Annotated in this window: 7 protein-coding genes; 4 read left to right on the forward strand and 3 right to left on the reverse strand. The window is 70.0% G+C overall.

The window, feature by feature from the left end:
• Positions 1-255 precede the first annotated feature (255 nt).
• On the reverse strand, positions 256-3,825 hold the full coding sequence (locus IO33_RS0111795) for an ATP-dependent helicase (protein WP_031163454.1): 3,570 nt from the start codon (positions 3,823-3,825) through the stop codon (positions 256-258).
• 353 nt (positions 3,826-4,178) lie between these two features.
• Positions 4,179-4,565 carry an MGMT family protein gene (locus IO33_RS0111800; RefSeq protein WP_031163456.1) on the reverse strand — a complete coding sequence of 129 codons (387 nt, stop codon included), beginning with the start codon at positions 4,563-4,565 and terminating at the stop codon, positions 4,179-4,181.
• Between the two features lie 186 nt (positions 4,566-4,751).
• On the opposite strand from IO33_RS0111800, the gene IO33_RS0111805 reads away from it, so the two are divergent.
• Together IO33_RS0111805 and IO33_RS0111810 are read left to right on the forward strand one after the other, a co-directional pair.
• The gene (locus IO33_RS0111805) at positions 4,752-7,664 is read left to right on the forward strand and encodes a lysylphosphatidylglycerol synthase domain-containing protein (RefSeq protein WP_031163458.1); all 2,913 of its coding nucleotides are present in this window, start codon (positions 4,752-4,754) and stop codon (positions 7,662-7,664) included.
• An 84-nt stretch (positions 7,665-7,748) separates the two neighbouring features.
• Positions 7,749-9,296 (forward strand): alpha/beta hydrolase, encoded by a 1,548-nt coding sequence (locus tag IO33_RS0111810; RefSeq protein WP_031163460.1) that lies wholly within the window; start codon positions 7,749-7,751, stop codon positions 9,294-9,296.
• Between the two features lie 268 nt (positions 9,297-9,564).
• On the opposite strand, the gene IO33_RS50360 is transcribed toward IO33_RS0111810, so the two are convergent.
• Positions 9,565-9,843, reverse strand: a complete 279-nt coding sequence (locus IO33_RS50360; protein WP_157857833.1) for a hypothetical protein — start codon at positions 9,841-9,843, stop codon at positions 9,565-9,567.
• A 156-nt stretch (positions 9,844-9,999) separates the two neighbouring features.
• Between IO33_RS50360 and IO33_RS50365 the strand changes: the two genes are divergently transcribed.
• Together IO33_RS50365 and IO33_RS0111815 are read left to right on the forward strand one after the other, a co-directional pair.
• Positions 10,000-10,689, forward strand: coding sequence for a hypothetical protein (locus IO33_RS50365; RefSeq protein ID WP_157857834.1), 690 nt, complete (start codon positions 10,000-10,002; stop codon positions 10,687-10,689).
• A gap of 6 nt (positions 10,690-10,695) precedes the next feature.
• Positions 10,696-12,432: an Hsp70 family protein gene (locus tag IO33_RS0111815; RefSeq protein ID WP_157857835.1), complete on the forward strand. Its 1,737-nt coding sequence runs from the start codon at positions 10,696-10,698 to the stop codon at positions 12,430-12,432.
• The last annotated feature ends 17 nt before the right edge of the window (positions 12,433-12,449 follow it).

Consider the following 12,449-nt stretch of genomic DNA (forward strand, 5'->3'; position numbering starts at 1 on the left):
GCGGCGGGCACTGACAGCCGAGGACGCGTTGGCCCTTCGCACCGGAAGAAGCGCAGGTCAGCACGTGTGGTGCTGTACGTCACCCTCGCGCCCGTCCACGTCCAGCCGGGCACTCGCGTACGTCACCCGAGCGCTCACCCACGTCCAGCCGGGCATTCGCGTACGTCACCCACGCGTGCCGCCCGTACGTCACCCACGCGTGCCGCCCGTACGTCACCCACGCGCCCGGGTGCGTCGCCCAGGCGCCGGGGCCGCTCACTCGACCACGTGCCGTCCTTCGGGCCGGGCGCTGCACGAGGCGCGGAACGCGCAGTGCGTGCAGTGCTGGCCGGTGTGCGGGGCGAACCGCTCGTCGAGGACCTTGCCCGCGGCGGTGGCCAGCAGTTCGCCGACCCACTCCCCCGACAGCGGCTCCTGGGTCTGCACCTTGGGCAGGCTGTCGCCGCCGTCGCGTTTGGCGGCGCCCTGCCGGAGGTGCACCAGTTCCGCGCCGCCGGGTTCGGGGCGTACGCCGTCGTGGGTCTCGTCGACGGCGCCCTCGCGGACGGCGAGCTGGTAGACGGCGAGCTGGGGGTGGCGGGCCACCTCGGCGGCGCTGGGCGCCTGTTTGCCGGTCTTGAAGTCCACCACGTAGGCGCGGCCCTCGCCGTCCGTCTCGACGCGGTCCATCTGACCGCGGATGCGGACCTGGTAGTCGCCGGCCGCGAGGGTGACGTCGAAGTCCTGCTCGCTCGCCACCGCGGTCCGCCCGGCGCGGTCCAGGACATGCCAGTTCAGGAAGCGTTCCAGCGCCACGCGCGCGTTGTCCTTCTCCTGCCGGGACTTCCAGGGCGCGTCGAAGACGAGCGCGTTCCACACCGAGTCCAGGCGTTCCATCAGGACGTCGAGGTCGGCGGGGGTACGGCCGGAGGCGACCTCGTCGGCGAGGACGTGGACGACGTTGCCGAAGCCCTGCGCGGTGGTGGCCGGGGCGTCGGCCTTCACCTCGCGGCCGAGGAACCACTGGAGCGCACAGGTGTTGGCGAGCTGGTCGAGGGCGCTGCCGGAGAGCACGACGGGCCGGTCGCGGTGGCGCAGCGGCACCTTGCTCTCGGTCGGGTCGTACATGCCCCACCAGCGGTAGGGATGCGCGGAGGGCACCAGCGGGCGGCCGTCCTCGTCGGTGAGGGCGGCGAGCCGGGCCAGGCGGCGGGCGGCGGCCTGGCGCAGGGCGGCGGACGCGCGCGGGTCGACCGTGGTGGCGCGCAGCTCGGCGACGAGCGCGGCCACGGACAGCGGGCGGCGGGGGCGTCCGGTGACGTCGCGGGGCTCGACGCCGAGCTCGGTCAGGAAGCGGGACGGCTGGTCGCCGTCGTCGGCCGGTGCCTTCACCGCGGTCACGACGAGGCGTTCACGCGCGCGCGTGGCGGCGACGTAGAACAGCCGGCGCTCCTCGGCGAGCAGCGCCCCGGGGGTGAGCGGTTCGGCGAGGCCGTCGCGGCCGATGCGGTCGGCCTCCAGCAGGGAGCCGCGGCGGCGCAGGTCGGGCCACAGGCCCTCCTGGACGCCGGCGACCACGACCAGCCGCCACTCCAGGCCCTTGGAGCGGTGCGCGGTCATCAGGCGGACGGCGTCGGGACGTACCGCGCGGCGCGTGAGCGTGTCGGCGGCGATGTCCTCGGCCTCGATCTCCTCCAGGAAGTTCAGCGCGCCGCGGCCTCCGGTGCGTTCCTCCGCGCGCGCGGCGGTGGCGAACAGCGCGCACACGGCGTCCAGGTCCCGGTCGGCGTTTCGGCCGGCCGCGCCGCCGCGCCGGGCGGCCCGCTCCAGGCGCGCGGGCCACGGCGTGCCCTCCCACAGGTCCCACAGCGCCTCCTCGGCCGTACCGCCGCCGGCCAGGCGTGCGCGGGCCTTGCGGAGCAGCGCGCCGAGGCGCTGCGCGCCGCGCGCGTACGCCGGGTCGTGCACGGCCAGGCGCTCGGGTTCGGCGAGTGCCTGGGCGAGCAGGACGTCGGAGGGGGGCGGCAGTGGGTTGCCGGCCGCGCGCTCCTCCTCGCGCAGGGCGCGTCCGAGGCGGCGCAGGTCGGCCGGGTCCATGCCGGCGAGCGGGGAGGCGAGCAGGGTGAGCGCGGTCTCGGTGTCGAGCCAGGAGGCGGCGTCCGGGGCCTGCCCGGCGGCCTCTTCCGGAGCGGCGTCCGCGGCGGCGGGCTCCTCCGGCCCGGCAACCACGACGGCGAACTCCTCCGACCCGGCATCCGCGCCAGCGGGACCCTCCGGCCCGGCACCCACGGTAGCCGGCTCCTCCTGTCCGGCACCCGCGGTAGCGAACTCTTCCAGCCGCGCATCCTCGACCGCGGGCCCGTCCGGCCTGGCACCCGTGACAGCAGGTTCCTCCAGCCCGGCGCCCCCGGCAACGGACCCCTCCAGCGCGGCACCCCCGGCAGCGGGCTCCTCCAGCCCGGCATCCGCGGTAGCCGGCTCGTCCGGCCCGGCACCGGTGTCCGCCGTAGCGGGCCGCGGGGGTGCGCTGTTCTTCTCGTGGGCGGCGGCCTCCGCCGTGGCGACCGCGCGCAGGGCCGCGAGCAGCGGGGCCACCGCCGGCTCGTGGCGCAGGGGCAGGTCGTCGCCGTCGATGTCGAGCGGGACGCCGGCCGCGGTGAGGGCGCGGCGCAGGGTCGGCAGGGTGCGGGACCCGGCCCGGACCAGGACGGCCATGTCGCTCCAGGCGACGCCGTCCTCCAGGTGCGCGCGGCGCAGGATGTCGGCGATGTTGTCCAGTTCCGTGCCGGACGTCGGGTACGTGTAGACCTCGACGCGGCCCCCGTCCCGTACGGCGGCCGGCTCGCGGTGGGCACGGACCGTGTCGGCGGGCAGCCGGGTCAGCGGCATGCGCCGGGTGATCAGGCGGGTGGCGGCCAGCAGGGCGGCGCCGGAGCGGCGGGAGGTGCGCAGCACCTCGACGGGGGCGGGACGGCCGTCCACGCGCGCGAAGGCCGCCGGGAAGTCGAGGATGCCGTTCACGTCGGCGCCGCGGAAGGTGTAGATCGACTGGTCGGGGTCGCCGAGGGCGATCAGGGTGCGTCCGCCGCCGGCCAGCGCGTGCAGGAGCCGTACCTGGGCGGGGTCGGTGTCCTGGTACTCGTCGACGTACACGGCGTCGTACCGGGCGGCGAGCCGTGCGGCGGTCTCGGGGCGGTGGGCGAGCAGGACGGCGCGGTGGACCAGTTCCGCGTAGTCGATCACGCCCTGCATGTCGAGCACGTCGAGGTACTCGGCGAGGAAACCGGCGGCGGCCTGCCAGTCGGGGCGGCCGATTCGGCGGGCGAAGGCGTCCAGCGCGTCGGGGCCGAGGCCCAGCTCGCGGCTGCGGGCGAGGACCGCGCGGACCTCGTCGGCGAAGCCACGCGTGGTCAGGCAGGCGCGCAGTTCGTCGGGCCAGCGCACGGAGGTGAGCCCGAGCCGCTCCAGCTCCGGCTGCCCGGCGAGGAGCTCACGGACGGTGACGTCCTGCTCGGGGCCGGAGAGCAGGCGCAGCGGCTCGGTGAACAGGCCGCTGTCCTGGTGGGCGCGCACCAGGGCGTAGCAGTACGAGTGGAACGTGGTCGCCCGGGGGGCGCGGGCGGCGCCGATGCGCAGGGCCATGCGGTCGCGCAGGTCGACGGCGGCCTTGCGGCTGAACGTCAGCACCAGGATGCGCTCGGGGTCGGCGCCCCGGGCGATCCGCGCGGCCACGGACTCGACCAGGGTGGTGGTCTTGCCGGTGCCGGGACCGGCGAGGACGAGCAGGGGTCCGCCGCGGTGATCAACCACGGCGCGCTGTGCCGCGTCCAGAGGAGGGGGGTCCACGGCGGCCGGCGGCGTCCGGACCAGTCGGTAAGCGCCACGGCCCTGCTGCCGCACCGGGTGGTGCGGCAGGCGCCTGGTGGTGGAGGAGGAGCTCACGTGATCGGCCGGTCCTGGTGGTCGTACTGGTGGGCGGGCGGTCACGCGTGCGAGGCGGTGGCCGCGGGGTGAGGGGGACGTGTGCAGCCGACGCTACGCCGCCGCACCGGATGGAAGCAGGGCTTCGGTCTCTTCCCTCACGGCGCCGGCGTCACGTGCGTCCCTCACCTCACGAACGTACGTCATGCCACGGACGTCCCCCGTGTCACCCGTACGGGCCACGGGCTCTCCCCGGCGGCATCCGATGGCGGAAGCTGTCAGGTGTGACCCTCCGCGCCCGCTCCGCCGTCCCAACGGGCCCGCCGCATGTCGAGCCGCGGCAGATGCCCTTCGGCGCTCCTGGCCGCCTGCTTCAGCGGCGTGCCCTCCGCCCGGTAGTGGTCGAGGGCGCGCAGTTCGTGGCCGGGCAGCAGCACCCCGTCGGCACGGACGACCCGCCACCACGGCACGGCGCCTCCGTAGAGGGACATCACCCGGCCGACCTGGCGCGGTCCTCCCTCTTCCAGCCACTCGGCGACGTCGCCGTACGTCATGACCCGCCCCGGCGGAATCCGCTCGGCCGCGTCGAGGACCCGCTCGGCGTACTCCGGCAGCGCGTCCGCGTGCTCCCCGGGGGTGTCCTCGGCAGGGCTCTGCTCGCTCATTCGTCCCATCCTGCCGCACCCCGCGGACATCGCGGCGCGGACGGCGGGAAGCGGCCCTCTCGCCCCAGGACGCCGCTTCCGGCAGACTGTGCGCCCGCGCATCCGCACCCTGATGCCCGCGAGTGTCGGTGGGGCATGCCACCATCGTGCGGGCGGTGACTGGTGATACGAGACCAAGAAGAGACCATGAAGCAGCAGGGCGTGCACCCGGAGGACGGGACAGGCAGCCCTGACGCCGGCGCGCGCCCCGGCACCAGCCCGCGCAAGCGCGACGGCACCGAGGACACCGGCCCGCGCAAGGACGACGGCACCGCACGCACCAGCCCGCCCGAGGACGACGCCACCCCTACGCGTGGGACGAATGCCGACGCCGACGACAGCGGCGGCACGCGTGCGCGTGAGAACGACGGACGCGCGCGGGACGACGGCGACGGCCACGAGACCGAGGGGGCGCACGTCCCGGAGAACACGCCCCGGGACCTCGGTCCCGGCGCAGACGACGACCCGCACGCCGAGGCCGTGGAGGGCGACGAACCACTGCTCCCCGCGCGCGTGCACCGCCCCTCCGACCTCATGCGGCTCCTGGTGGGCCTGCTCGCCATCGTGGTGCTGCTCGCCATCGCCGCGTTCGCGCACGGCACCACCTCGGGCCTCGAACAGGACATCAACAAGGGCACCGGGCAGGCCCCCGACCTGCTCATCAGGTTCGCGGGTCTGGCGTCCAGCATCGCGATCCTGCTGGTGCCGGTCGCCTTCGCGATCGAACGGCTGATCAAACGCGACGGGTTGCGCATCGCCGACGGCGTCCTCGCGGCCGTCCTCGCCCACGGAGTGACCCTCGCGACCGACCTGTGGGTCGCCCGGGCCGCCCCGGACTCGATCCAGGAGGCGCTCACCCAGCCCTCGCCGGGCGACATCCACGCCCTGACCGACCCGGTGCACGGCTATCTGGCCCCCGTCATCGCCTATATGACGGCCGTCGGCATGTCCCGCAGACCGAGATGGCGCGCGGTGCTGTGGATCGTGCTGCTGCTCGACGCGTTCTCGATGCTCGTCACCGGCTACACGACACCGTTCTCGATCATCCTGACCGTGCTGATCGGCTGGACCATCGCCTACGGCACGCTGTACGCGGTCGGCTCCCCCAACGTCCGGCCCACCGGGCAGACGCTGATGGCAGGCCTGAGGCACGTGGGCTTCCACCCCCTCAGCGCGGCCCGCGAGGAGGTCGTGGAGACGGAGAGCGGCGACCGCGGCCGGCGCTACTTCGTCACCCTGGAGGACGGCCCGCCGCTGGACGTCACGGTCGTCGACCGCGAACAGCAGGCGCAGGGCTTCTTCTACCGCGCCTGGCGCAATCTGACCCTGCGCGGTTTCGCCACCCGCTCCAGCCTGCAGTCGCTGCGCCAGGCGCTGGAACAGGAGGCGCTGCTGGCGTACGCGGCGATCGCGGCCGGCGCCCACGCGCCCAAGCTCATCGCGACCTCCGAGCTCGGCCCCGACGCCGTCATGCTCGTCTACGAGCACACCGGCGGGCGCACGCTGGACTCCCTGGCCGACGCGGAGATCACCGACGAGCTGCTGCGCAACACCTGGCACCAGGTGCAGGCGCTGCAGTCGCGGCGGATCGCGCACCGCAGGCTCGCGGGTGACGCGATTCTGGTGGATCGTTCCGGCAAGGTGATCCTGACCGAGCTGCGCGGCGGTGAGATCGCGGCCGGCGAGCTGCTGCTGCGCATGGACGTGGCCCAGCTGGTCACCACGCTCGGTCTGCGGGTCGGGGCCGAGCGTGCGGTGGCCTCGGCGGTCGGGGTGCTGGGGCCCGACGCGGTCGCCGACTGCCTGCCGATGCTGCAGCCGATCGCGCTGACGCGCTCCACGCGCGCGACCCTGCGCCGGCTGGCCCGGGAGCGCGCCCAGCGCGAACGGGAAGCGGTCCTGGAGGCGTCCCGGCAGGCCAAGCAGGCCCGCCTGGAGGAGGCCTCCGAGACGGACGGGGTCGTCCTCGAAAAGCCCGACAAGAAGACGGCCCGCGCCGAGCAGCGCGCGGAGCGGCGGGCGATAGACGAAGCCCTGGACGAGGCCCGCGAGGAGGACCTGCTCACCCAGATCCGGCACGAGGTGCTGCGGATCAGGCCGCAGGCCCCTGTGGAGCCGGCCCGGCTGGAGCGGGTGCGGCCGCGCACGCTCATCAGCTTCATCGCGGGTGCGATCGGCGCGTACTACCTGCTGACGCAGCTCACCCACATCGAGTTCGGCACGCTGTTCGCGCAGGCCCAGTGGGGCTGGGTGATCGCCGCGGTGGCGTTCTCCGCGCTCAGCTACGTCGCCGCGGCGATGGCGCTGCTGGGGTTCGTGCCGGAGCGGGTGCCGTTCCTGAGGACGGTGGCGGCACAGGTCGCCGGGTCCTTCGTGAAGATCGTGGCACCGGCCGCGGTCGGCGGTGTCGCCCTGAACACGCGCTTCCTGCAGCGCGCCGGCGTACGCGCCGGTCTCGCGGTGGCCAGCGTCGGCGCGTCGCAGCTGTTCGGGCTCGGCTGCCACATCCTGATGCTGCTGTCCTTCGGCTATCTGACCGGCACCGAGAAGACACCGTCGCTGTCGCCGTCCCGTACGGTCATCGCGGGCCTGCTGACCGTGGCGGTACTGGTGCTCGTGGTGACCTCGGTGCCGTTCCTGCGGAAATTCGTCGTCACGCGCGTGAGGTCGCTGTTCGCCGGTGTCGTACCGCGTATGCTCGACGTGCTGCAGCGTCCGCAGAAGCTGGTCACCGGCATCGGCGGCATGCTCCTGCTGACGGCGTGTTTCGTGATGTGCCTGGACGCCTCCGTCCGGGCGTTCGGCGGCGGCTCGGTCTCGCTGAGCATCGCCAGCGTCGCCGTCGTCTTCCTCGCCGGCAACGCGCTCGGGTCCGCGGCGCCCACCCCGGGCGGCGTGGGCGCGGTGGAGGCGAGCCTCACGCTCGGCCTGATCGCGTTCGGCCTGCCCAAGGAGGTCGCCGCACCGGCCGTCCTGCTGTACCGCCTGCTGACGCTGTGGCTGCCGGTGCTGCCGGGGTGGCTGGCCTTCAACCACCTCACCCGCAAGGGAGCCCTGTAAGGCCCGGTGAGGCAGGCCGTACGCCTACCTCGTACGGCCCGCGCCCCGCGCGCGCCTCGGCGTGCGCGCCCCCAGGATGGGAGCATGGCGAACCCCTCCCGGCTGCGCGCCGCCGCGCTGACCACCACGGCCGTGCTGCTGTCCGCCCTGCTGGCAGGATGCGGCGACGGGACCAAGCACCACGGCGATCTCACCGCGCAGAAGCTGGACTGGAAGGACTGTCCGGCGCCGTCCGAGGCGGAGGGCGGCGGCAGCGCTCCGTCCCCGCTGCCGAACGGCACCACCTGGCAGTGCGCCACCATGCAGGCGCCCCTCGACTGGAGCAGACCGAAGGGCGACACCATCGGCGTCGCCCTGATCCGCGCCCGGGCCACCGGCCCCGCGAACAAGCGGATCGGCTCGCTCGTGTTCAACTTCGGCGGCCCCGGCGGCAGCGGCGTCAGCACCCTGCCCGCGTTCGGCGCGGACTACGCCACTCTGGGCACCCGCTACGACCTGGTCAGCTTCGACCCGCGCGGGGTCGGCCGCAGCGCGCCGGTGAAGTGCGAGAGCGACGCCCAGCTGGACGAGTACTTCCAGCAGGACGCGACCCCCGACGACGACGCCGAACGCACCGCGCTGCTGGACCGCACCAAGCAGTTCAACGCGGCCTGTGAGAAGAACTCCCGAAAGGTCCTGCCGCACGTGGCGACCACCGACGCGGCCCGCGACATGGACCTGCTGCGCCAGGTCCTCGGCGACGCCAGGCTGCACTACTTCGGCATCTCCTACGGCACCGAACTGGGCGGCGTGTACGCCCACCTGTTCCCCCAGTACGTCGGCCGGGCCGTGCTCGACGCCGTCGTGGACCCCACCCAGAACGCCGAGCAGAGCGCGCTCGGGCAGGCGAGGGGCTTCCAGCTGGCGCTCGACAACTTCGCCGAGGACTGCACCTCGAAGACCACGGAATGCCCGATCGGCGACACCGCGCAGGACGTGAAGAACCGCATCGCCAAGCTTCTGAACGACCTGGAGAAGAAGCCGATCTCCGGCATCACACCACGTCAGCTGACCCAGACAGCCGCGACGAACGGCATCGCGCAGGCCCTGTACTCCAAGGACTTCTGGGAGTACCTCACCGAGGGCCTGGAGCAGGCCTACGACGGCGACGGCAAGATCCTGATGCTGCTGTCCGACTCGCTGAACGGCCGCAGCGAGAACGGCGAGTACAGCAACATCACCGCGGCGAACATCGCCATCAACTGCGCCGACCAGAAGCCCCGGTACACCGCCGACTACGTCCAGCGGCAGGTGCCCGAGTTCCGTGCCGCGTCCCCGCTGTTCGGGGACTACCTGGCCTGGGGCATGCTCAGCTGCACCGACTGGGCCGTGCCGGGCGCGGCCGACCATCCCGACGTCAGCGCGCCCGGCTCGGCCCCCATCCTCGTCGTCGGCAACACCGGCGACCCGGCCACGCCGTACGAGGGCGCGAAGAAGATGGTGGACGCGCTCGGCAAGGGCGTCGCCGTGGAGCTGACGTACAAGGGCCAGGGGCACGGCGCGTACGACAGCAAGAACAAGTGCGTGCAGAGCGCGGTGAACGACTACCTGCTCGACGGCAAGGAACCGAAGGCCGGCACGGTCTGCTCCTGACGCGGACGGGGAATCTCGCGCCTCCGGGCCTCGCTTGTCTTCAGACCGTTCACGGCGGCGCGGTTCAGCGCCTCACGGCCACCGGGATCAAGTGTGTAGATGGTGGATCCAGCCATCTCGTTGATGGTGTACGCGAAACCCAGGACACCTCGCGCATGAGACGTCTAGGATTACGGCTCACGGGGCGAGAGGGAGCGGCGCGTTGCTGTCGGCTGGCATGTTTCGAGGCATCACTGATCTGAGTGGACGCCTGCTGGAAATCTACAAATTAAAGCGAGACGGCAGCTACTTCGACCAGCAGGAATTTTCGCACCTTTTGCGTGAAGACGAAGCAGCCGCTGCCGAGATCAGAATCGCCGAGCGAGAAGAACGCGCCGCCGCGATGCGAGCCCAGGAAGCCAGTCGCAACAATCGATACGAGATCGATCGCGACTGGCGACAGGCGCAGATCAGCATTCAGGTCAAGGCGGCTCAGGACAAGCTCGACCGAGAGATGACGAACTCGCCCTTCTCCTATACCCCTCAGGAGCTTCGGGAGCTGGTTCAAGAGTCAACCAATAACGGATCTCGCCCTGCACTTCTCGTGGCCCCGTTCTTTCACGAGGAATTGAACAGAGAGGGAAACGACGACGGGCCTCACTCCTTCAGAGTGGCAATTCGGCGAGCCTGGGTCAACTCCCAGTGGGCCGCTGACGTTTGTTCTATGGATGGCACGATCAAGCGGCCCTTGAGGCAGACGGATGTCGATGTCGCACTTCTCCAGAGAGCTCTCGGTGATCTACCAGTGATTCTCATTTATGGGGACGTTCAGGCAGGTAAGAGAGTATGGCCCACCCTTACAGCCTGGAACATAGTGGATACCTTCGGTTTCCAGTCTGTGCAGGTTAATTTTCCTCCGCTGTCCCTCCCTCCGGCCAGTTCAGACGAGGAAATTCAGCGCGCGAATCGACTTGCGTTCGAGGACGAGCTGGGCTACTCGACCGCCCTCACGGTAGGGCTCCTGGGTGAGTGGTTCCATCTGGCCAACTACGGCCGGGCTCCGTATATCCACAGGACACTTCCGGACAATATGGGCCTGGAGCGACGATCTATGGCGCTCGGCCTCGTAGCCGCCTATGAGGTTGCCATCCAGAGAGGGAGAGTCCAAGAAATTCACGGACGCATCCAGCAAGCCGTTCTGTATAGGGATGCACAGTTCTCGGCCGAGGCAAGGAACTTCGCACTCACCGCGTTGGGCATGTGCGAGAGTTCCGACCCACCTGTCGACACGGCCACGATGCGGCTCCTCCTGGACGTCCTCGTAGACGTAGGGGATCCCTCTCAAGTAACCAGGGCATCCAGGCTCCTTGAGGGAATTGCACGCCGTTCAACTCTGCGCTCTCTAGGGTGGTGACGTCTCATGAAGAAGCAGAAAGTCGCAGTTGCTGTTGACTTCGGCACCCATGGCACCGGGTATGCATGGACGATCATTGATGAAGTCAAGAACGGCAATCAGCGGCGAGATATCCACCCTCGCATGCAGTGGCCGTCACATCCGATTCCCTACCCGAAGAACCTGACTGCACTTCTCTTCAACGAAAGCGGGGAATTGCAGGCTTGGGGCTATGACGCCCGGCGACGTTTCAACTCACGTTCCGCCGGCGACAACAGCCGGTACGTGAACGCCTTCAAGATGTCGCTGGCCCCGACGTCTCCAGAGGGCGCCAGGCAGCCTGAGCTTCCTTCCGAGTCACTCTCTTCGGACGAGGCGAAGAGGCTGGTCATCTGCTATCTCGAGAAGATCTTCCAAGAGGCAGTTGGTGAAATTACCCGGAGTGGATTCTCGGAAGATGAAATCCGCTGGTGTGTGACAGTACCTGCCATTTGGGGTGATTACGAGAAGCAGCTGATGCGCGAAGCCGCGGAAGCTGCTGGATTGCCCGATGAGCCCAAGCGTCTCTTGCTGGCCTATGAGCCTGAGGTGGCGGCTCACTATGCGCGCGTGTCGGGTGTGCGCACAGCGAAGTTGACAGGAAAGCGCGCCAGTCTGCTGTCCCCCGGATCTCGCTTCCTCGTCGCAGACTGTGGCGGTGGGACGGTTGACATCACCGCCTACCGGGCGGTCTCCGGCGATAGCCTCGAGGAAATCGGTCGAGAGTGCGGTGGCAAATTCGGCTCAGAGTACGTCAATCGCGCATTCGTCGAAGATATTCTTACCTCGCGATTCGGGTCCTTCGATGCGCTTGAGCGCATCAGGGAGCAACAGCCCACCGCAATCATCGACCTGACCGACGACTGGGAGAAGGCGAAGCTTCACTTCACCGTAGGGCAAGCGGAAGAAATCAACATCCAGATCCCTTTGGCTCTCGACCGGTGCCTTGACGACAGCGCTCGCGCTGCACTGGCGAAGTCTCAGGATGGATTCACCGACGCCATCGTGATCTCGCCCGACGAAGCTCGCAATGCATTTGAAGTCGTAGTACCCGGCATTCTTGACCTGGTGGACAGGCAACTCGAGGAGATGAAACGTCAGCGGCGGAACTCCCGAGGCAAGGAGCTAGTAGTACTCGTAGGGGGGTTCGCCAATTCCCCCTATCTGAGGGGGCGACTGGAAGAGCACCTGGAGGGACGGGCAGAAGTCATCACGCCCCCGGATCCGCAGGTGGCTGTCCTGTACGGCGCTGTCTACTTCGCATGCAATCCACAAGTTCGAGCACGTCGAGCCCGCCTCACGTACGGATGCAACACATCCAGTACCTTTCGACCGCGCCTCGACCCGCCGGAGTTCAAGTTCACCGGTCCCGACGGCAGAGACAGGTGCCGAAACAGGTTCTGCGTCTTTGTCAGTCGCGGCCAGACGGTAAGGGTGGACGAGGTAGTCGAGCATGCCCTGAGCCCGGTCTGGGACACACAGCGTACGCTCACCATCGATGTGCACAGCACACACAGTGGATATCCGCAGTACGTCACTGAAACGCAGTGCCAGAAGATCGGCAGCGTTACCGTTGACCTGTCCAGCGTGATGCACCTGGACCTGGACAAGCGTGGCGTAAATGTTGCCATGCAGTTCGGTGAGACCGAAATCAAGGTTACCGCCACGGTAAAGGAGACCGGAGAGGCGGTGCACGCAGAACTGGACTTCGTTCCGTTGTCATGAATCAATGAAGAGGCAGT

The sequence above is a fragment of the Streptomyces durhamensis genome, assembly GCF_000725475.1.
GTDB lineage: Bacteria > Actinomycetota > Actinomycetes > Streptomycetales > Streptomycetaceae > Streptomyces > Streptomyces filipinensis.

Coding starts and splice junctions, on each gene's coding strand:
- IO33_RS0111805 (WP_031163458.1), top strand. CDS start 4,752: ATGAAGCAGCAGGGCGTGCACCCGGAGGACGGGACAGGCAGCCCTGAC.
- IO33_RS50365 (WP_157857834.1), top strand. CDS start 10,000: ATGGATGGCACGATCAAGCGGCCCTTGAGGCAGACGGATGTCGATGTC.
- IO33_RS0111800 (WP_031163456.1), bottom strand. CDS start 4,565: ATGAGCGAGCAGAGCCCTGCCGAGGACACCCCCGGGGAGCACGCGGAC.
- IO33_RS0111810 (WP_031163460.1), top strand. CDS start 7,749: ATGGCGAACCCCTCCCGGCTGCGCGCCGCCGCGCTGACCACCACGGCC.
- IO33_RS0111815 (WP_157857835.1), top strand. CDS start 10,696: ATGAAGAAGCAGAAAGTCGCAGTTGCTGTTGACTTCGGCACCCATGGC.